The following is an 18,515-nucleotide window of genomic DNA, read 5'->3' on the forward strand; positions in this document are numbered from 1 at the left end:
TTTTCCTACCAAACCAATGTAGAGCATATTCAACAAGAGAAGGTCAGTACATTCCCTAATGCAGTGCATAAAGTGCACTTTTTTTGGGATGATGGGATTTGATGCTTCAATTTGGTGTCTGCAAGAATCTAAACTACCTTTACTAAATTAATAACTCAAACCTGCAATAGGAGATATACAAATAATGCAACCAAAATGGGGTATTCGCGGAATGGCGGTAGCGCCACACTCACTTGCATCTGAGTCAGCCTTAGGGGTTCTTAAAGAGGGTGGGAATGCTTTAGAGGCAATGATTGCCGCTGCTGCAACGATTGCAGTGGTCTATCCCCACATGAATTCGATTGGTGGAGACTCATTCTGGGTCGTGCATTCACCCGGAAAAGCAATGGGGGGTATTGATGCTTGCGGAGCCGCAGCAGGATTAGCCACTAAAAACTGGTACGCAGAGCGCGGCATTACTAAAGCGATTCCATTTAGAGGCGCTGTTGCAGCTAATACTGTTGCAGGCACTATTTCTGGTTGGGGCGCTGCGCAGAAACTTTCTCAACAAGGTCTTCGCGGCAAGCTTCCGCTCTCCCGCCTCTTGGCAGATGCCATCTACTACGCAGAAGCTGGTGTGCCAGTTACCCACAGTCAATCAAGCTTAACTGCCAAGAAGCGTGCAGAGCTCATTGATATACCAGGTTTTGCAAATACCTTTTTAGTAAACGGCCAAGCGCCTGCCGTTGGCAGCATCTTTAAACAAGATCGCCTAGCCAAGACCTTGCGCCAAATTGCCCGCAAAGGAACTGAGGATTATTACCGCGGAGACTTAGCAGAGCTATTAGCAAAAGAACTCACTGAGCTAGGTAGCCCATTAAGACTCAGCGACCTACATCGTCACCATGCAAAATTAATTGATCCACTGGAGTTAAAACACAGCCTAGGGAATGTCTACAACATGACTCCGCCAACTCAAGGTGTCGTGTCGCTGATGATTTTGGGAATCTTGGATCAACTCAACTTAAAGCGCTTCAAAGTAGACAGCGCTGAGTATGTACACCATTGTGTTGAAGCCACCAAGCAAGCTTTTAAAGTCAGAGATCAATATGTCACTGATCCCGCTTATATGGCAAAGCACGCACAATCTTTCTTAGCGCCAGCATTCTTAAAAAAACTCGCTAAAAATATTGATCCTGAAAAAGCTTTGCCTTGGGGTCAAGGTAAGGGCCCTGCCGACACGATTTGGATGGGCGTAGTCGATGGTGAAGGCAACTGCGTTTCTTTCATTCAAAGTATCTATCATGAATTTGGCGCAGGAATCGTATTACCGAAATCCGGCGTCAATTGGCAAAATCGTGGCTGTAGTTTTTCATTAGATCCTAAAACACTGAATCACTTAGAGCCCTATCGCAAGCCGTTCCACACATTAAATCCAGCCATGGCTTTATTTAAAGACGGACGTTCCATGGTTTATGGAACGATGGGAGGCGATGGACAACCCCAAACACAATGCGCAGTCTTTACGCGCACAGCCACATATGGACTTGATCCTCAAGATGCAATTAGTCGTCCTCGCTGGTTATTAGGGCGAACCTGGGGGCAAACTAGCGATAGCTTAAAACTCGAGTCGCGTTTTAACCCGTGGGTTGCTAAAGAGCTCCATGCTCTTGGGCATGAAATTGAAATGCTAGATGCTTTTGATGAAACTGTAGGGCATGCGGGCTGTATTATTCGAGAGCCCTCTGGAACCTTGCGTGGCGGCTGGGACCCACGTAGCGATGGGGCAGTTAGCGCTTATTAGTAATAAATAATTTGGGTACGCGTAGATCCCAATGAATGGCAGCTACGCGTAATCCAAATATAGCGAGCATGCAAACGACCGAAGCTTCTAGCGTGTATTGCGGAAAATAATTCAGCGCTAATACATAGAGGGTGCATCCAATAGTCACAGGAATAGCATATAACTCATGAGACATGAGTAAAGTTTTTCTACCCGCCAAGACATCTCGCAATAGTCCACCGCCAATAGCAGTAACCACACCCAAGATGACAGGTGCTACCGGCAAACCGAATCCAAGATTCCAGACTTTATCCGCTCCTTGAATCCCAAACAAAGCCGCACCCAGACCATCTATATAGAGCATCATCCGATAGATCTGCGGTTGAGTAAAAAACGATTCCGCCACAAACGTCAACACGCATGCACCAAGAGCAACCCAGATATAAATTTGCGAAATTGACCAAAAAGCTGGGACATCTAAAATCATGTCACGAATCGTACCGCCACCAATTGCAGTAATCACACCCAAAACCAAAACGCCAAATAAATCGACGCCACGATCGGAAATTGCTAAAACCCCTGTAACAGCAAAGGCAACTGTGGCGATCATGCCAATCCAGAAATTAATTTGATCCATGACATTGAGTCTAAAGCACTCGAGTGAGACGAGCAATGAAGTCCTGAATATACTGAGACTTACGATCACAGGAAATTCTTATGAAAACCCAACTTTATAGTTTTTGGCGTAGCTCAGCAGCTTTTAGAGTGCGCATTGCCCTCAATTTAAAAGGGATCGATCATCAAATCATTCCAATTCATCTTCTCAAGAATGGTGGCGAACACACTAGCGCTGAATACACTGCTAAAAACCCTACTCGCCTAGTGCCTCTTTTAATTGAAGGTGATCATGCTATTCATCAATCGCTAGCCATCATTGAGTATCTTGAAGAAACGTATCCCAACCCACCACTACTCCCTAAGCATGCAATCGATCGGGCTTGGGTGCGCGCTTTAGCAATGGATATCGCTATCGATGTTCATCCTATTGGCAATTTGAGAGTACTGCGCTACTTAATGAAAAACTTAGGTGTTAGTGCTGAGAACAAAGATATGTGGAGTCGGCATTGGATGATGCTGGGTTTAGAGAACCTAGAGAAACAATTAAGTTCAGATTCTAGAGTAGGTCGCTTTTCTTTTGGAGATCAACCGGGCTTGATTGATGCTTGCCTTGTCCCGCAGATCTTTAATGCGCTCAGCGCTAAATTGAATATGAAAACCTACCCGACACTTATGAAGATATTTGATGAATGTATGACCCTACCGGCTTTCATTGATGCGGCCTGGGAAAAACAAATTGATGCGGAGGGATTAAACCCCTCTATTCCACCAAAGGAATAGCGAGAGGGTCAGTAGTGATCCAACAGTAGTAACAAGCACTACACGAGAAATGACTCTGCCATCTGCCATGTAGTACTGAGCCAGCATATATGGTCCTGTGCCAGTTGGCATGGCCGCTAATATCACCGCAGCATTGACCCATAGCGTAGGCAATTCCAAAAGAGGGCCAGCAATTAACCAGGCAATGATTGGCTGAATAATCAGCTTGCCAAAGCTAATACCCCAAACTTTGCTCGAAGCATTTTCATCTTTACGAATCAGAAATAATCCGATTGATACCAACGCGCAAGGGGTTGCTGCTGCCGCCAAAAATGAAAGCACTTGCGCCAATGGATCGTAAATCACCCAACCAGAAGCAGCCCATGCTAGACCTAATACAGGTGACACCAAGAGCGGATTAGAGGCCAAGGATTTCAGCACACTCCAAACTATTTCATGAGACTTTTTATGCGACAACATGTCGATCTCAATGAGAATCGTCGCCAATGCAAACAGAATAAACACCAGGAAAGTAGCAATGATGGCAGGCGCTAGACCATCTTGACCAAGCGCTAATAAACATAACGGTATACCCATGTAACCGGTATTCGAATAAGAGGCACTCAAACCAGCAAAGCTTGCTGCTGCCAAGTCGCGCCCTTGATACCAATAGAGGCTGAGTGCGAGAACAAAAACAATCAAGGCACTAATTAAAAAAGCAGCAATAAATCCAGGCTGCCAGAGTGTCTCCCAACCACTATTCGCTGCGAAGTTAAAGAGCTGGGCGGGTAACGCAAGCCAGATAACAAATCGATTGAGCTCAATAGATGCATTAGCGCCCAACTTACCACTTTTGCCACTTAAGTAGCCCAATGAGATGAGTGCAAATACGGGGAAGAGAACGTTAAATACGTAGATCACGGGAAAAGTCTTAATTACGCAATCTTGCGTAGTGTCGCTTGATACCGCAGAGCATTTTGCACATAGCGTCCTGCGATATCGTTAATGCCTGCAATTTGCTCTGGACTGAGTGACTTCACCACTTTTGCGGGCGTGCCCAAAATCATCGAACCATCTGGAAACTCTTTTCCCTCGGTGATTAAAGCGCCTGCACCCACAAGACAGTTCTTACCAATTTTGGCGCCATTCAAAATAACTGCGCCAATACCAATCAAACTGCCGTCACCAATCTGACAACCATGCAGCATCACTTTATGACCAACAGTCACGTGTTTGCCAATGACTAAGGGATAGCCTGGGTCAGTATGCAAGACAGAAGCATCCTGCACATTACTACCCTCACCAATCTGAATATGGTCGTTGTCCCCGCGTACTACTACCTGAGGCCAAACGCTCGCATTTTTTTGGAGCTCAACCATGCCGATTACTTCAGCGCTCTCGGCAACCCAAGCCCCCTCAGCTAACTGGGGGGCATTTCCGTCTAGTTCAAATATAGCCATGACCCATTATAGGTAATGGCTATATTTATGAAAGCCTACCAGTTAGGCTCTCGGTCTGGCGTAGAAGAAATACGGTGAATACTCAAATCAGCACCGTCATATTCTTCTTCATGTGACATACGGATACCCAAGAATGCTTTCAAGAGGCCGTAAACCACGATACCCCCTATCAAAGCGATTGCCACACCCAGGAAGCTGCCAATGAATTGCCCTAAGAAGGTAACGCCACCCATCCCACCAAGCGCCTTACTTCCAAAAATACCAGCCGCTAAACCGCCCCACAAACCACACAAGCCATGTAATGGCCAAACGCCTAATACATCGTCAATCTTCCAGCGGTTTTGCACTAAGGTGAACATATATACAAATAGACCGCCAGCAATTAAGCCCACGACTAATGCGCCCAATGGATGCATTAAGTCTGATCCAGCGCAGACTGCCACTAAACCAGCTAGGGGGCCGTTGTAAGTAAAGCCAGGATCATTTCGACCAATCACCCATGCAGCTAAAGTACCGCCAACCATTGCCATCAAAGAGTTCATCGCTACCAAGCCACTGACCTTATCAATGGTCTGCGCACTCATCACGTTAAAGCCAAACCAACCTACCGCCAAAATCCAAGCGCCCAAAGCCAAGAAAGGAATGCTTGAGGGTGGGTGTGCAGCAATATGACCTTCTTTGGTGTAACGTCCACGACGCGCACCCAGCAAAATAATCGCCGGCAATGCAATCCATCCTCCTACTGCGTGGACCACGATCGAGCCCGCAAAATCATGGAACTCTTCGCCAGTCAACCCCTTAATCCAAGCCTGAATGCCGTAGTGCTGATTCCATGCAATGCCCTCAAAGAATGGATAGACAAAGCCCACCAAGACAAAGGTTGCAATTAATTGCGGATTAAATTTAGCCCGCTCTGCAATACCACCAGAAATAATGGCTGGAATTGCAGCAGCAAAGGTCAATAAGAAAAAGAATTTAACTAGCTCATAGCCATTTTTCTCGGCTAATAATTCTGCGCCTGAGAAAAAGTTCACGCCATAAGCAATGCTGTAACCAATAAAGAAATAAGCGATTGTCGAAACAGCAAAGTCGACCAAGATTTTGACTAAAGCATTGACTTGGTTCTTTTTACGAACTGTACCGAGCTCTAAAAAAGCAAACCCTGCGTGCATTGCCAAAACCATAATGGCGCCGAGCAATATAAATAGGACATCACTGCCTGATTTCAAGACTTCCATTGAAGCACCTCCCTGATATTTTGTGCATCATTATGGGGAATATATAGGGCACATTTTTCTGGGATTGCACTCATTTAGTGCAATTTATGCGCTGCAACATGGTTTATTATCAAAATATATACACTCGAGGGAGAACCCATGAAAAAAGTTTTATCAATTTTGGCTATTTTGGCTGCTTTTTCTGGCTTGGCACAAGCACAGGAGAAAATTCCTGTTCTGAGCACACAAGAACTGGCAAAAGTTTGCAAATTACCAGCTAGCCCAGAATCCCGCAGCTTTTGCATTGGTTACACCACAGCTATTTATGACACTTACTTAGCCACACGTCACCCACAACGTGCCAAGCCTTACATTTGCGTTAAGCAACCAGCTCCGGCCCGTGATGAGGTTATTGGTGAGTTTGTAAAATTTGCTGATGCTAACCAACAGGCCGCAGACAAACCGGCAGCCGGCGTTTTCTTGGGCTTCTTGGCATCACGCTTTCCTTGCGCCAAAAAATAATCCAAGCTACTCAGCATATTTAATCTATAGACATAAGGAACAGTTGATATGAAAAAAATTATCGCTATTACTGCTGCAACCCTAGCAATCGCAGGTTGCTCGAATATGAGCAACACAGAACAACGTACCTTATCTGGCGCTAGTATCGGCGCAGCTGCAGGTGCAGTTGGTACGGCTATTTTTCACGGCAACCCAATCTGGGGTGCAGTTGGTGGCGCTGCGGTTGGTGCAGCATCTGGCTATGTATACGATGCCTACAAAAAAGAGCAAGCATCTGAATACAACTCTGGTTACAACGCTGGCAAAAATAATCAACCAGCTAAAGCACCAAACTAATCCGACATCATTCGCATTGGTAGTGCTGTAGATTTAGAGTAGTTAATAAAAAACCCGACTTGTTATTCGCAAGTCGGGTTTTTCTTTTAAAGCCTCAGTTATAGACTTAACTTAACAGCAATTGATTAATCCGTTTTACATAAGCAGCAGGATCATTTAATTGACCACCTTCTGCCAAGAGCGCTTGATCAAACAAGACTTGCGTCCACTCATCAAAATGCTGGTTATCTGATTTCAACTTGAGGAGCAAAGGATGCTCAGGATTGATTTCGAGAATGGGTTTTGTGTCTGGCGCTTGCTGTCCTGCAGCCTTGAGCATCCGTAATAAATTACCGGAGAGCTCATTCTCATCAGAAACTAAACATGCTGGAGAGTCAGTCAAGCGGAAAGTGACACGCACATCCTTGACCTTGTCTTCCAAGGCAGCTTTCATACGATCGAGCAGATCCTTGAAATTCTTTTCAGTTTCTTCATGCTCTTTCTTTTCATTCTCATCACTAAGATTGCCCAGATCAAGTCCGCCCTTAGCTACTGAAGTCATGTGCTTGCCATCAAACTCTGTAAAGAAAGAAAGCATCCATTCATCCACACGGTCAGAAAGTAGCAAAACTTCAACGCCCTTCTTGCGGAAGATTTCTAAGTGGGGGCTGTTCTTGGCAGCGTTAAATGAATCGCCAGTGACATAATAAATTTTGTCCTGACCTTCTTTCATTCTGGATATGTAGTCTGCCAATGAAACTGTTTGCTCAACTGAGTCAGAGTGCGTACTTGCAAAACGCAAGAGTTTCAAAATGCGCTCTTGGTTCACTTGATCTTCGCCAACACCCTCTTTCAGTACTTGTCCAAACTGCGCCCAGAAAGTGCGGTACTTTTCTTTTTTGGCCTCATCATCGCTATTAGCCAACTCTTCCAGCATGCTCAGCACACGCTTAGTTGAACTCTCCCGAATAACCTTCACATCACGCGACTCTTGCAGAATTTCACGAGAGACATTCAATGGCAAATCTGTTGAGTCAATCACACCAGTAACAAAACGTAGATACATAGGCATCAGTTGCTCAGCATCATCCATGATGAATACTCGCTTTACATACAACTTGATTCCACCATGTTTATTACGATCCCACAAATCAAATGGTGCCCGCGCTGGAACATACAACAGTTGTGTAAATTCGCTACGGCCCTCTACCCGATTTAATGAATAGCAGAGTGGGTTTTCATAATCATGGGATAGATGCTTGTAGAACTCGTTGTATTGCTCTTCGGTAATTTCTGATTTGGAGCGCGCCCATAAAGCACTGGACTGATTAATACTCTCAAGCTCATCCTTGATTACCTGCTCTTTTTTATCTGCATCCCACTCTTCTTTATTCATCTGAATAGGCAAAGAGATGTGATCGGAATATTTGCGAATAATTGACTTCAGCTTGTGCGTAGAAAGGAAGTCATCTTCACCATCGCGCAAATGCATAGTGATAGAAGTGCCGCGTTGTGGGCGATCGATACTTTCTACAGTGAACTCACCTGAACCATCAGATTCCCAGCGCACACCGTCAGCAGCTGGCAAACCAGCTCGACGAGTTTCTACAGTAATGCGATCGGCAACAATAAATGCTGAATAAAAACCAACACCAAACTGACCAATCAAAGCTGCATCTTTTTGCTGATCGCCAGAGAGTTTTGAGAAAAATTCTTTCGTTCCGGATCGAGCTATCGTTCCTAGATTGGCAATCACCTCATCTCGACTCATGCCAATGCCATTATCAGAAATAGTGACGGTTCTAGCGGCCTTATCAAAACTGACCTTGATCTTTAAATCAGGATCATCACCATACCAATCTGGATGCTCAATCCCCTCAAAGCGGAGCTTGTCTGAAGCATCAGACGAATTAGAAATTAACTCACGAAGAAAAATTTCCTTGTTGGAGTACAAGGAATGAATCATCAACTGCAATAATTGCTTTACTTCGGCCTGAAAGCCCAAAGTCTCTTTACTAGCAACAGTCATATAGCTACCCCCTTAATGAATACCAATCAACTAGATTGACCCTAGATGGGGTCAAAATCCAGCATTTCAAGGCTCAAAATGGGGTGGACTAGGCAGAATGGGGTTTTGGGTGCTTTTCAGCCACGGTAAGTCCGGCCTTTTTCCAGGCGCCAAAACCGCCCTCTAAGTGGCAAACACGGGGAACTCCCATTTTTTGAAGGGTTTCGGTGGCCAAGGAGGACCTCCAAGCCGAGGCGCAATAAAGCACTAAACGCTTACCCTCACCAAAAATCGGCTTGAAATAGGGGCTTTTAGGATCCACCCAAAACTCCAGCATCCCCCGGGGAGCATGAAAAGCACCGGGAATCATGCCTTCGCGCTCTAATTCCCGAACATCCCGAATGTCGACAAAAACAGTATTTTCATCATCAAGCAGGGTTTCGGCCTGATCCAAGGGCACCGTTTCAATCTGAGCCATCGCATTGGCGATTAAATCCTCATAACCCAGAATTAAACTCATATTTACCCCTATACAGATAGTGATTAATGGCAGTTAAACAAAAATCGAATTAGTTAAAACTACAGTCTGATAATATCTTCCCATGAACTTTACCCCTACAGAACTCGGTGCCAGTATTATTTTTGCGATAGCAGTACTGCACACCTTTAGCACTTCCTATTTTGAAACTCTAGCGAAAAAGTCTCGCCTGCATTCGGGCTTATGGCACCTACTTGGCGAAGTAGAAATTGTCTTTGGTTTCTGGGCAGCAGTACTACTAATTTATATCGGTTTTACGACTGGCCTTGATAGCGCCAGAGAATACGCAAGCAAGCGTAATTTCACAGAGCCGCTTTTTGTATTCGCTATCATGGTGGCTGCGGGTAGCAAGCCTATCCTGACTTTTGCAACCCACCTTCTTTATAGCTTGGGCAAGTTTTTACATGTGGCTTTACGAACTCGCGAAGCCCCCATGCTGTACTTCCTCACCTTGTTCTTAACACCATTGCTAGGTTCATTTATTACTGAGCCAGCAGCGATGACTCTTGCAGCCTTCTTATTACGTGATTTGGTTTACAAACATAAATGCTCAACCCCCTTACTCTTTGGAACCTTAGGGGTACTTTTCGTCAACGTCTCGATTGGTGGCACTCTGACCAATTTTGCTGCGCCGCCCGTACTGATGGTAGCTTCTACCTGGGGTTGGTCAAGCAGTTTCATGTTCTTCAACTTTGGCCTGGCATGTAGTGCTGCGATCTTTGTCAACTCACTAATCCTGACGCTGTTGTTCCACCGCCAGCTCGTTGAACCAGAAGAGAAAAAGATTCCTGAAAAAATTCCGTTCACCGTTACTTCAGTTCATTTGCTGTTCTTAGCGGGCATTGTTTACTTCGCACATGACCCAGTTATTTTCATGTGGCTCTTGTTATTCTTTATTGGCTACACCACTGCTTATCCAAAACATCAAAGCCCATTGATTTTGCGTGAGGCCTTATTAGTTGGATTCTTCCTTGCCGGCTTGGTAGTCTTAGGCGCCCTACAAGGTTGGTGGCTGCAACCACTCCTGGAGAAGATGAGTCCAACCGCGGTCTTCTATGGAGCGACAGCGCTTACTGCGATTACTGATAACGCGGCGCTGACTTATCTTGGCTCCCTTGTCACTGGAACCTCTCCAGAGTTCAAGCTGGCTTTGGTTGGTGGCGCGGTAGCTGGTGGCGGCTTAACCGTGATTGCTAACGCACCTAACCCAGCTGGTTTGGCGATCTTACGTAGCCACTTCCCGAATGGCGCGGTTTCTGCGCTGTATCTCTTCCTAGGCGCATTACCTCCAACGATTGTTGCTATTTTGGCTCTGCGCTTGCTGTAATTTGTTTTTTGTAAAATTTGAGCTTGGCCCCCAGTTATAAACCTGAGAACGGCGTATGAAAAAGCTCTATATCAAAACCTTCGGCTGTCAAATGAACGAGTATGACTCGGGAAAGATGGCCGATCTCCTACATGCCGATGAGGGCATGGTCATGACTGACACGCCTGAAGATGCAGATGTCGTTCTACTGAACACCTGCTCTATTCGTGAAAAAGCAGAAGATAAAGTATTTTCCGATTTAGGTCGCTTGCGTGAACTCAAAAAAACCAAACCCGATTTATTAATTGGTGTTGGAGGTTGCGTTGCCAGTCAAGAAGGTCAACAAATTATTAGCAGGGCGCCTTATGTTGATGTCGTCTTTGGTCCGCAAACATTACATCGCCTATCTGATCTGATCGCTCAACGTCGCGAAACCGGTAGATCTCAGGTAGATATTTCTTTCCCGGAGATAGAAAAGTTTGACCACCTACCTGCCTCGCGCCAAACTCGTGGTTCTGCTTACGTCTCCATCATGGAGGGTTGCTCAAAGTATTGCAGCTATTGCGTTGTTCCTTACACTCGTGGCGAAGAAGTATCGCGTCCGTTTGATGATGTATTAACTGAAGTAGCAGGCCTGGCTGCGCAAGGCGTAAAAGAAATTGTGCTGCTCGGTCAAAACGTTAACGCCTATTTGGGCAAAATGGGTGATACAGAAGAAATCGCAGACTTTGCACTCTTGATTGAATACGTTGCAGAGATTCCAGGTGTTGAAAGAATTCGCTTTACCACTAGCCATCCCAAAGAATTTACCCAGCGCTTAATTGATGTCTATGCCAAAGTTCCCAAGTTGGTGAGTCATTTACATCTTCCAGTACAACACGCATCTGACTCGGTTTTATCCGCCATGAAACGTGGCTATACCGCTCTAGAATACAAAAGCATTATTCGCAAGATGCGCGCAGTGAGGCCCGACTTGACGCTCTCTAGCGACTTCATTGTGGGCTTTCCAGGCGAGACCGATGAGGATTTTGCAAGGCTCTTGAAGATGGTGGAAGAGCTCAATTTTGATAACAGCTTTTGCTTTATTTTCAGCGCACGTCCCGGTACACCCGCTGCCAATCTGAGCGATGACACGCCTTATGAGGTCAAACTCAAGCGACTACAAACATTGCTTGCCCTAGTGGAGTCACAAGCAAATCAAATTAGTAAAAACATGTTGGGCAATACTGAGCGAGTACTCGTTGAAGGCCTAGCAAAAGATGGTGTAAATCTACAAGGTCGCGCTGCCAACAATCGCGTGATTCACTTTGCTGCACCAAATAAAGATATTGAATCACTCATAGGTGAAATGGTAGACATACGCATTACTGAAGTGCTTAACTACACTCTCCGTGGTGAGCTTATTAGCGAACTCGCTTCAACCTATACCCATTAAGATGGCAATCAAGCAAGCGACTTCCTCTAAATTGGAAATTGATATTCAATTTGCTAGTGCTCCCATTGAAGATAAAGTGCTTACGATTGCCTCTTTAGCAGCAATTAAAAAATGGGTGAAAGCCAGCACCCACCTGAGCGGCCTCGTCACCTTGCGCTTCGTTAATGCTGCTGAGGGTAAAAAGTTGAATTTTGCTTTTCGGAACAAAGATTACGCGACCAATGTGCTCACCTTTCCATATGAGCTAACTAAAAAGACATTGACTGCCGATATTATTTTTTGCCTGCCCGTAATTCAAAAAGAGGCGAGGGAACAAGCTAAGACTGCTCAGGCTCACTTAGCTCACCTCATTATTCATGGATGCTTGCATGCCCAAGGACTTGACCATGAGAGCAATGCTGAAGCAAGCAAAATGGAGAGTAAGGAAATCGCTATTCTCAAATCCTTGGGTTTTAGAAACCCTTACGCACCCGTTTAAAGCATCCTCAACACCTCGTTCACTGAATTTACATATTTTTACGATATTCTTATTACATGCCTGACCCCAATAAATCCCTTTTAGAACGCTTGGCCGATTTTTTAACGCCACAGCCAACCAGCCCAGCAGAACGTCGCCAAGAACTCATTGAGACCCTCAGAGAAGCACAGTCCGAGGGCTTGATTGATGCGGATGCCCTCTCCATGATCGAGGGTGTATTCCAAGTGGGGCAACTGTGTGCTCGCGATATTTTGATTCCTAGAGCTCAGATTGATTGGATTGATATCAACCAATCACTGCCTGAAATTATCCAGAGTGTAATTACTGCAGCCCACTCACGCTTTCCAGTGTTTGAAGGTAGTCGCGACAATGTCATTGGCACCTTGCTAGCAAAAGACTTATTGCGTCACTCCTCTGAAAAAGATTTTCAGGTACGCGATTGGCTCCGCCCCGCAGTTTTCATTCCAGAATCTAAACGTTTGAGCGTTTTACTGCGCGACTTCAAAGACAACCGAAATCACTTAGCGATTGTTGTAGATGAATACAGCGGCGTAGCTGGAGTGATCACGATTGAAGACGTGCTTGAGCAAATTGTTGGTGATATTGAAGATGAGCATGATATTGACGAAGAAGCAGACAATCTAATCTCTTTAGATAATGGCGATATTCGTGTCAAAGGCATTACGGAGTTAGAGCAATTTAATGAGGCTCTAGGCACTCAATTCCACGATGAAGATATTGAAACTATTGCCGGCTTAGTCATTCAACATCTTGGTCGAGTACCGAAGATGGGTGAACTGATTGAGATTGACGGAATTGAATTTGAGGTTCAGCGCGCCGACCCAAGACAGATACATATTCTGCTCGCAAGACAACTCCCTAAAAAACTTCCCTGAGAATTAATTTGATTGATCAGCAATCAACCAGGTTTGGTAATGGCATCAATGTGTTGCTGCTATTTTTTCTGGGAGCCTTGCTAGCCGCTGCTGCTGAGCTAACTTATGGTGGCTGGATACAAATCCCGATTCTGAGTTTGATTTGGTGGCGGATGAGCCAGCAAGCAAGACCGTCCATTAAAAATCAATTTATCTCTGGAATGTCTTTTGGTCTAGGCTACTTTGTTCTGGGCTTATGGTGGATCTATATTAGCCTGCATGATGTCGGTGGTATGCATGCAGCCGCTTCTGGTTTAGCTGTTTTCTTACTAGCAGCAGGAATGGCTTTATTTTTCTCCTGCGCCTCCCTCGCTCTCTGTTTACCTAGACGCAAGTACTTAACAGGCTTGGTGCTAGCAGCATCTTGGGTGCTAATTGAATACCTTCGTAGCGTAGTCTTAACTGGCTTTCCTTGGATGGGGCTTGCTGAAGCCCAATTCAACGGCCCCTTCGCACCGGTGGCGCCATTCTTCGGTGGCCTAGCCTGCACATTTTTAGTGGTGTGGGTCTCTTGGGAAATCAGTCAGTTAAAGAAAAATATGTTCTTTAGCAGTGCTTGCATTATTTCTACGATTGCACTTGCACAACTCGCGAGCTTGTGGACTTTCACAAGCCCAATTGGCGAGCCACTCAGTGTGCGTTTAATTCAAGGTAATTTTGAGCAAAGCCTCAAGTTCAACCCCAAATCTATTGAAGACCAGTTTAGTTTTTATACCAATGCTATTGAGAGTCAATCGGCTGATCTCATCATTACTCCAGAGACCGCATATCCTTGGCCACAAAGCAATCTTCCAACTGGATTACTGGGATCTCTCCAACAGTTTTCCACGAATACCTCTAGCAATGTTTTGCTTGGTTTGATTGGAGAGGTGGCTGGCTCTAGTAATCCGAAGTACACCAACCGGGCTCTTGGACTTTCTCCTAATGCTCCAAGCTATCAATATGACAAATCCCACTTGGTACCCTTTGGTGAATTTATTCCGCCTGGCTTTCATTGGTTCGTGAATGCTTTCCATGTTCCTATGAGCGACTTTGCACGCGGCACATTAGATCAAGCCCCCTTCACCATCATTCGTTCCGGGAAGGAATCAATTCATGCAGCAATCACGATTTGCTATGAGGACGTCTTTGGCGGGGAGCTAGCGTCCCGAATTGATCAGAGCAGTAAACCTGTTAACTTGTTGATCAATATGACTAATCTGGCTTGGTTTGGGGACTCTCAAGCACCAGCGCAGCAATTAAGACTATCCCAGCTACGATCCCTAGAGACGGGCCTCCCAGCGCTACGTGCGACAAATACGGGCATTACAGCAGCCCTTGGTCCAGACGGGAAAGTACTATCTCAGCTTGGCGAATTTACCCAAGGCACGCTCAGCCTGAAGATTCAAGCCTACTCTGGCAAAACCCCTTATGTCATTTGGGGAAATGCCCCCATTTTGGGTCTTTCTTGCCTCTTGCTCATACTGGGTCTGATTCGTCATAAACGAAACTAATCGCGATTTCATAGTTCACCTGCTTAGCCATGTAAAATCAAAGGCTTAGCCAGGTAAATCATGCTTACTTTTCAGCAAATCATTCTCAAACTCCAAGATTACTGGGACCAACAAGGTTGCGCCCTATTGCAACCTATTGACCTTGAGGTCGGTGCCGGTACATCTCATACAGCCACTTTCTTGAGGGCCATTGGCCCTGAGCCATGGAAAGCGGCTTACGTCCAACCTTCACGTAGACCAAAAGATGGTCGCTATGGAGAAAATCCAAACCGTTTGCAGCACTACTACCAGTACCAGGTGGTGCTTAAACCAGCGCCAGAAAATATTCTTGAGCTCTACTTGGGCTCGCTTGCTGCCTTAGGCCTTGATCTTCAAAAAAACGACGTCCGCTTTGTTGAGGACGATTGGGAAAACCCAACCCTGGGTGCGTGGGGCTTAGGATGGGAAGTTTGGCTTAACGGTATGGAAGTAACTCAGTTCACTTATTTCCAGCAAGTGGGTGGCATTGATTGCAAACCTGTTTTAGGCGAAATCACCTACGGCATTGAGCGCTTAGCGATGTACATCCAAAATTGCTCCAACGTATATGACCTCGTTTGGGCCGACGGCATCTCTTATGGTGATGTGTATCACCAGAATGAAGTAGAGCAATCTTGCTACAACTTTGAACACTCCAATACCGACCTCTTGTTTGCAAACTTCGCCAATTACGAGAGTGAAGCCAAGCGTTTGATGGAAGTACCTTTAGCCTTACCCGCTTACGAAATGGTACTCAAGGCTGGACACACCTTTAACTTACTGGATGCGCGCGGCGCTATTTCAGTGACTGAGCGTGCTGCTTATATCGGACGCATCCGTAACCTATCTCGTGCAGTAGCGCAGGCTTACTTTGAGTCTCGCGAGAAGTTAGGTTTCCCGATGTGCGAACGTCAATCCAAAGCCTAATCAGCTCGATCTAATTATGAGTACACCGAATTCCCTCTCTCAATCAGACAATCTTCTGATTGAAGTATTTACAGAAGAGTTGCCACCAAAATCATTACGCCGCTTAGGTGACGCCTTCAGTGATGGTATTTATTCCACACTGAAGTCCGCTGGCCTCTTAAGTGAAAATTCTGTTGCTACTGGCTTCGCTACACCGCGCCGCCTTGCTGTTCAGGTTACGAATGTCTTGAGCCAAGCGCCAGACTATCCAGTACGCGAAAAATTACTGCCAACCAGCATTGCTTTTGATGCAGAAGGCAAAGCTACTGCACCCCTACAAAAGAAATTAGCCTCTTTAGGTTACGCTGATATCAATCTCTCCACCCTGGAAAAATCAGGTGAAGGGAAAAATGAAGCGCTATATCTCAATGTCGTCGCTAAAGGCGCAGCATTAGAGCAGACTGCCCAACAAGCGCTTGAGCAAACACTCAGCAAATTACCCATCGCCAAAATGATGCACTATCAAGTGCTACAAAAAAATAGTGAATTAGCAGACGTTGAGTTTGCTCGACCAGCACACCGCATCATTGCCCTGCATGGCAAACAAGTTCTTAATATCAGCGCACTAGGAATTGACGCAGCCAATCAAACTGAAGGTCATCGCTTTTTAGCTCCTGGTCTTATTACGATCGCCTCCGCAGATCAGTATGAATCCGATCTCAGCACTAATGCCAAAGTATTGCCAAGCTTTGATAAGCGTCGTGCATTTATCGAATCTGCATTATTAAAAGCTGCTGGTACTGATTTAGTGTTAATGCCAGATAGCCTATTGGATGAAGTAACCGCTTTGGTTGAGTGGCCAGCAATTTATGAATGTCATTTTGATCAAGAGTTCTTGGAGGTTCCTCAAGAGTGCTTGATTCTGACGATGCAGACCAATCAAAAATACTTTGCATTGACTGATAAGCAAGGCAAGTTACGCAATCGCTTCCTCATTGTTTCTAATATCGAGACTGATAAGCCAGAAGCGATTATTTCTGGTAACGAACGTGTGGTACGCCCGCGCCTATCCGATGCGCGCTTTTTCTTCCAACAAGATCAAAAGCGCCCGTTAGCATCCCGTGTAGCTGATCTTGGAAAAGTGGTTTATCACAATCAGCTTGGCAATCAATTGGATCGCACTAAGCGCGTTCAAGGAATTGCAGTAGGTATTGCCAAAGCCTTATCAGCTAATGAGCCCTTAGCCAGTCGCGCCGCTGAAATTGCTAAAACCGATTTACTAACCGATATGGTTGGCGAGTTCCCAGAGCTTCAAGGCATCATGGGTCGCTACTATGCAACGCATGATGGCGAAGATACCGAAGTTGCGTCCGCTTGCAGCGAACACTACATGCCCCGCTTTGCTGGTGATGCGCTGCCACAAACTCAAATCGGCACCATTCTCGCTATTGCAGACAAGCTAGAGACATTGGTCGGCATTTGGGGTGTTGGTCTTGCACCGACAGGTGACAAAGATCCATATGCCCTGCGTCGTCACGCTTTAGGTATTTGCCGACTCTTACTGGAAAAGAATCTAAGCCTGAGCCTGCCTGAGTTAATTGATCTGGCTCGCAAACAATTTCCGCAAAAAGATGTTCAAGAAAAAGCTAAGGGCGAAGATATTTACGCCTTCATCATTGATCGTCTACGTGCTTACTTACGCGACCAATCAGTTGCTGGCAAGCCATTTACCACCGAAGAGATTGAGGCTGTATTAAGTCAGTCACCCGATCAACTCAATGATTTAATTGATCGCTTATCTGCATTGCGTGAATTTAATGCCTTAGCGGAAGCTGCTCAGTTAGCAGCTGCCAATAAACGCATCAGTAATATTCTCAAAAAGAATGTAACTACTATACCGGCAGCTTGTTCCAGCAAGCTCTTACAAGTTCCTGCTGAAATCGCCCTCCATCAGGCGCTTGAGAAACTCACCCCAACACTGAGTACCGCCTATGAGCAGCGTCAGTTCGTAGATCTATTGAAGGCACTCGTGGCTCTCAGCGCCCCGATTGATCAATTCTTTGCTGATGTGATGGTGATGGATCCAAATCCAGAGCTACGTGATAACCGACTAGCTCTCCTGCAACAACTTCACCAGAAAATGAATCTCATTGCCGATCTCGGCAAATTAGCATGAGCATCAGCTCCTCTAAACTCATCATCCTGGATCGCGATGGTGTGATCAATGAAGATCGAGATGATTATGTGAAGTCGAGCGATGAGTGGGTTCCACTGCCTGGCAGCCTTGAGGCAATTGCACTACTCAATCAAGCTGGCTATCAAATTGCTGTAGCGACGAACCAGTCTGGTTTGGCACGAGGATATTTCAACATTAATGATCTCCATGCCATGCATTCCAAGATGGATAGACTCCTCAAACCCTTGGGTGGCCATATCGACAGTATTTTCTTTTGCCCACATACCGATGCCAATGCATGCGATTGCCGCAAGCCTTTGCCGGGAATGATGAAAGAAATTGCACTACGTTATAAAAAAAATCAGAGCGACAGCCCTTTATTAGGGGTACCGATTGTTGGCGATTCCTTGCGCGACCTTCTAGCGGGCATCGCCTTAGGTGCTAGCCCGCATTTAGTCTTAACCGGCAAAGGTAATAAAACTTTGGAAAAGGGTGGCCTCCCTGAGGGGACACAGATTCATGCAGATTTGATGGCATTTGCGACCGCACTCCTGCAAGATAAGGTTTAA

18 protein-coding genes are annotated in these 18,515 nt (G+C 45.7%); 12 read left to right on the plus strand and 6 right to left on the minus strand.

Annotated features, from left to right (window positions below; genetic code table 11):
* Nucleotides 1–184: 184 nt before the first annotated feature.
* Nucleotides 185–1,783 carry a gamma-glutamyltransferase family protein gene (locus GQ359_RS08940; RefSeq protein WP_215386797.1) on the plus strand — a complete coding sequence of 533 codons (1,599 nt, stop codon included), beginning with the start codon at nucleotides 185–187 and terminating at the stop codon, nucleotides 1,781–1,783.
* Here the strand turns inward: GQ359_RS08940 and GQ359_RS08945 are convergent.
* Entirely contained in the window at nucleotides 1,770–2,399 is a 630-nt protein-coding gene (locus GQ359_RS08945) for a trimeric intracellular cation channel family protein (protein WP_215386798.1), read from the minus strand. The two genes, GQ359_RS08940 and GQ359_RS08945, sit on opposite strands and share 14 nt — an antisense overlap.
* Nucleotides 2,400–2,479: 80 nt before the next feature.
* Between GQ359_RS08945 and maiA the strand changes: the two genes are divergently transcribed.
* A complete protein-coding gene (gene maiA / locus GQ359_RS08950) occupies nucleotides 2,480–3,160 on the plus strand; it encodes a maleylacetoacetate isomerase (RefSeq protein WP_215386799.1) in 681 nt (226 codons plus the stop codon).
* Here the strand turns inward: maiA and GQ359_RS08955 are convergent.
* From GQ359_RS08955 to GQ359_RS08965, 3 genes are read right to left on the minus strand one after another with little or no spacing between them, the layout of a single operon-like run.
* The gene (locus tag GQ359_RS08955) at nucleotides 3,131–4,060 is read right to left on the minus strand and encodes an AEC family transporter (RefSeq protein WP_215386800.1); all 930 of its coding nucleotides are present in this window, start codon (nucleotides 4,058–4,060) and stop codon (nucleotides 3,131–3,133) included. The two genes, maiA and GQ359_RS08955, sit on opposite strands and share 30 nt — an antisense overlap.
* Nucleotides 4,061–4,074: 14 nt before the next feature.
* Entirely contained in the window at nucleotides 4,075–4,599 is a 525-nt protein-coding gene (locus GQ359_RS08960) for a gamma carbonic anhydrase family protein (protein ID WP_215302052.1), read from the minus strand.
* A gap of 35 nt (nucleotides 4,600–4,634) precedes the next feature.
* Nucleotides 4,635–5,837: an ammonium transporter gene (locus GQ359_RS08965; protein ID WP_215386802.1), complete on the minus strand. Its 1,203-nt coding sequence runs from the start codon at nucleotides 5,835–5,837 to the stop codon at nucleotides 4,635–4,637.
* A gap of 138 nt (nucleotides 5,838–5,975) precedes the next feature.
* Here GQ359_RS08965 and GQ359_RS08970 point away from each other — a divergent pair, with 138 nt between their 5' ends.
* A complete protein-coding gene (locus GQ359_RS08970) occupies nucleotides 5,976–6,338 on the plus strand; it encodes a Rap1a/Tai family immunity protein (RefSeq protein WP_215302056.1) in 363 nt (120 codons plus the stop codon).
* Between the two features lie 48 nt (nucleotides 6,339–6,386).
* Nucleotides 6,387–6,674 carry a glycine zipper domain-containing protein gene (locus GQ359_RS08975; RefSeq protein ID WP_215302058.1) on the plus strand — a complete coding sequence of 96 codons (288 nt, stop codon included), beginning with the start codon at nucleotides 6,387–6,389 and terminating at the stop codon, nucleotides 6,672–6,674.
* A gap of 106 nt (nucleotides 6,675–6,780) precedes the next feature.
* On the opposite strand, the gene htpG is transcribed toward GQ359_RS08975, so the two are convergent.
* Both htpG and GQ359_RS08985 read right to left on the minus strand, forming a co-directional pair.
* On the minus strand, nucleotides 6,781–8,682 hold the full coding sequence (htpG, locus tag GQ359_RS08980; RefSeq protein ID WP_215386804.1) for a molecular chaperone HtpG: 1,902 nt from the start codon (nucleotides 8,680–8,682) through the stop codon (nucleotides 6,781–6,783).
* 88 nt (nucleotides 8,683–8,770) lie between these two features.
* Entirely contained in the window at nucleotides 8,771–9,181 is a 411-nt protein-coding gene (locus GQ359_RS08985) for a rhodanese-like domain-containing protein (RefSeq protein ID WP_215386806.1), read from the minus strand.
* An 82-nt stretch (nucleotides 9,182–9,263) separates the two neighbouring features.
* Between GQ359_RS08985 and GQ359_RS08990 the strand changes: the two genes are divergently transcribed.
* The 8 genes from GQ359_RS08990 to gmhB are packed head-to-tail and all read left to right on the plus strand — an operon-like array spanning nucleotide 9,264 to nucleotide 18,515.
* Nucleotides 9,264–10,526: a putative Na+/H+ antiporter gene (locus GQ359_RS08990; RefSeq protein ID WP_215386808.1), complete on the plus strand. Its 1,263-nt coding sequence runs from the start codon at nucleotides 9,264–9,266 to the stop codon at nucleotides 10,524–10,526.
* A gap of 55 nt (nucleotides 10,527–10,581) precedes the next feature.
* Entirely contained in the window at nucleotides 10,582–11,940 is a 1,359-nt protein-coding gene (gene miaB / locus GQ359_RS08995) for a tRNA (N6-isopentenyl adenosine(37)-C2)-methylthiotransferase MiaB (protein WP_215386810.1), read from the plus strand.
* A 1-nt stretch (nucleotide 11,941) separates the two neighbouring features.
* Entirely contained in the window at nucleotides 11,942–12,418 is a 477-nt protein-coding gene (gene ybeY, locus GQ359_RS09000; protein ID WP_215386818.1) for an rRNA maturation RNase YbeY, read from the plus strand.
* 56 nt (nucleotides 12,419–12,474) lie between these two features.
* Nucleotides 12,475–13,314, plus strand: a complete 840-nt coding sequence (locus GQ359_RS09005) for an HlyC/CorC family transporter (protein ID WP_215302073.1) — start codon at nucleotides 12,475–12,477, stop codon at nucleotides 13,312–13,314.
* Between the two features lie 8 nt (nucleotides 13,315–13,322).
* Nucleotides 13,323–14,846, plus strand: a complete 1,524-nt coding sequence (lnt, locus tag GQ359_RS09010; RefSeq protein ID WP_251367867.1) for an apolipoprotein N-acyltransferase — start codon at nucleotides 13,323–13,325, stop codon at nucleotides 14,844–14,846.
* A 60-nt stretch (nucleotides 14,847–14,906) separates the two neighbouring features.
* Nucleotides 14,907–15,791, plus strand: coding sequence for a glycine--tRNA ligase subunit alpha (glyQ, locus tag GQ359_RS09015; protein ID WP_215386820.1), 885 nt, complete (start codon nucleotides 14,907–14,909; stop codon nucleotides 15,789–15,791).
* A 16-nt stretch (nucleotides 15,792–15,807) separates the two neighbouring features.
* Entirely contained in the window at nucleotides 15,808–17,946 is a 2,139-nt protein-coding gene (gene glyS, locus GQ359_RS09020; RefSeq protein ID WP_215386822.1) for a glycine--tRNA ligase subunit beta, read from the plus strand.
* Entirely contained in the window at nucleotides 17,943–18,515 is a 573-nt protein-coding gene (gene gmhB, locus GQ359_RS09025; protein ID WP_215386824.1) for a D-glycero-beta-D-manno-heptose 1,7-bisphosphate 7-phosphatase, read from the plus strand. Before glyS ends, gmhB begins: the two co-directional genes overlap by 4 nt.

This window comes from Polynucleobacter sp. AM-7D1 (assembly GCF_018688455.1).
Classification (GTDB): Bacteria; Pseudomonadota; Gammaproteobacteria; order Burkholderiales; family Burkholderiaceae; genus Polynucleobacter.

Bases quoted from the DNA above. Each gene is read 5' to 3' on its own strand.
- GQ359_RS08940 (WP_215386797.1), top strand. From the start codon at position 185: ATGCAACCAAAATGGGGTATTCGCGGAATGGCGGTAGCGCCACACTCA.
- GQ359_RS08945 (WP_215386798.1), bottom strand. From the start codon at position 2,399: ATGGATCAAATTAATTTCTGGATTGGCATGATCGCCACAGTTGCCTTT.
- maiA (WP_215386799.1), top strand. From the start codon at position 2,480: ATGAAAACCCAACTTTATAGTTTTTGGCGTAGCTCAGCAGCTTTTAGA.
- GQ359_RS08960 (WP_215302052.1), bottom strand. From the start codon at position 4,599: ATGGCTATATTTGAACTAGACGGAAATGCCCCCCAGTTAGCTGAGGGG.
- GQ359_RS08965 (WP_215386802.1), bottom strand. From the start codon at position 5,837: ATGGAAGTCTTGAAATCAGGCAGTGATGTCCTATTTATATTGCTCGGC.
- GQ359_RS08970 (WP_215302056.1), top strand. From the start codon at position 5,976: ATGAAAAAAGTTTTATCAATTTTGGCTATTTTGGCTGCTTTTTCTGGC.
- GQ359_RS08975 (WP_215302058.1), top strand. From the start codon at position 6,387: ATGAAAAAAATTATCGCTATTACTGCTGCAACCCTAGCAATCGCAGGT.
- htpG (WP_215386804.1), bottom strand. From the start codon at position 8,682: ATGACTGTTGCTAGTAAAGAGACTTTGGGCTTTCAGGCCGAAGTAAAG.
- GQ359_RS08985 (WP_215386806.1), bottom strand. From the start codon at position 9,181: ATGAGTTTAATTCTGGGTTATGAGGATTTAATCGCCAATGCGATGGCT.
- GQ359_RS08990 (WP_215386808.1), top strand. From the start codon at position 9,264: ATGAACTTTACCCCTACAGAACTCGGTGCCAGTATTATTTTTGCGATA.
- miaB (WP_215386810.1), top strand. From the start codon at position 10,582: ATGAAAAAGCTCTATATCAAAACCTTCGGCTGTCAAATGAACGAGTAT.
- ybeY (WP_215386818.1), top strand. From the start codon at position 11,942: ATGGCAATCAAGCAAGCGACTTCCTCTAAATTGGAAATTGATATTCAA.
- GQ359_RS09005 (WP_215302073.1), top strand. From the start codon at position 12,475: ATGCCTGACCCCAATAAATCCCTTTTAGAACGCTTGGCCGATTTTTTA.
- glyQ (WP_215386820.1), top strand. From the start codon at position 14,907: ATGCTTACTTTTCAGCAAATCATTCTCAAACTCCAAGATTACTGGGAC.
- glyS (WP_215386822.1), top strand. From the start codon at position 15,808: ATGAGTACACCGAATTCCCTCTCTCAATCAGACAATCTTCTGATTGAA.
- gmhB (WP_215386824.1), top strand. From the start codon at position 17,943: ATGAGCATCAGCTCCTCTAAACTCATCATCCTGGATCGCGATGGTGTG.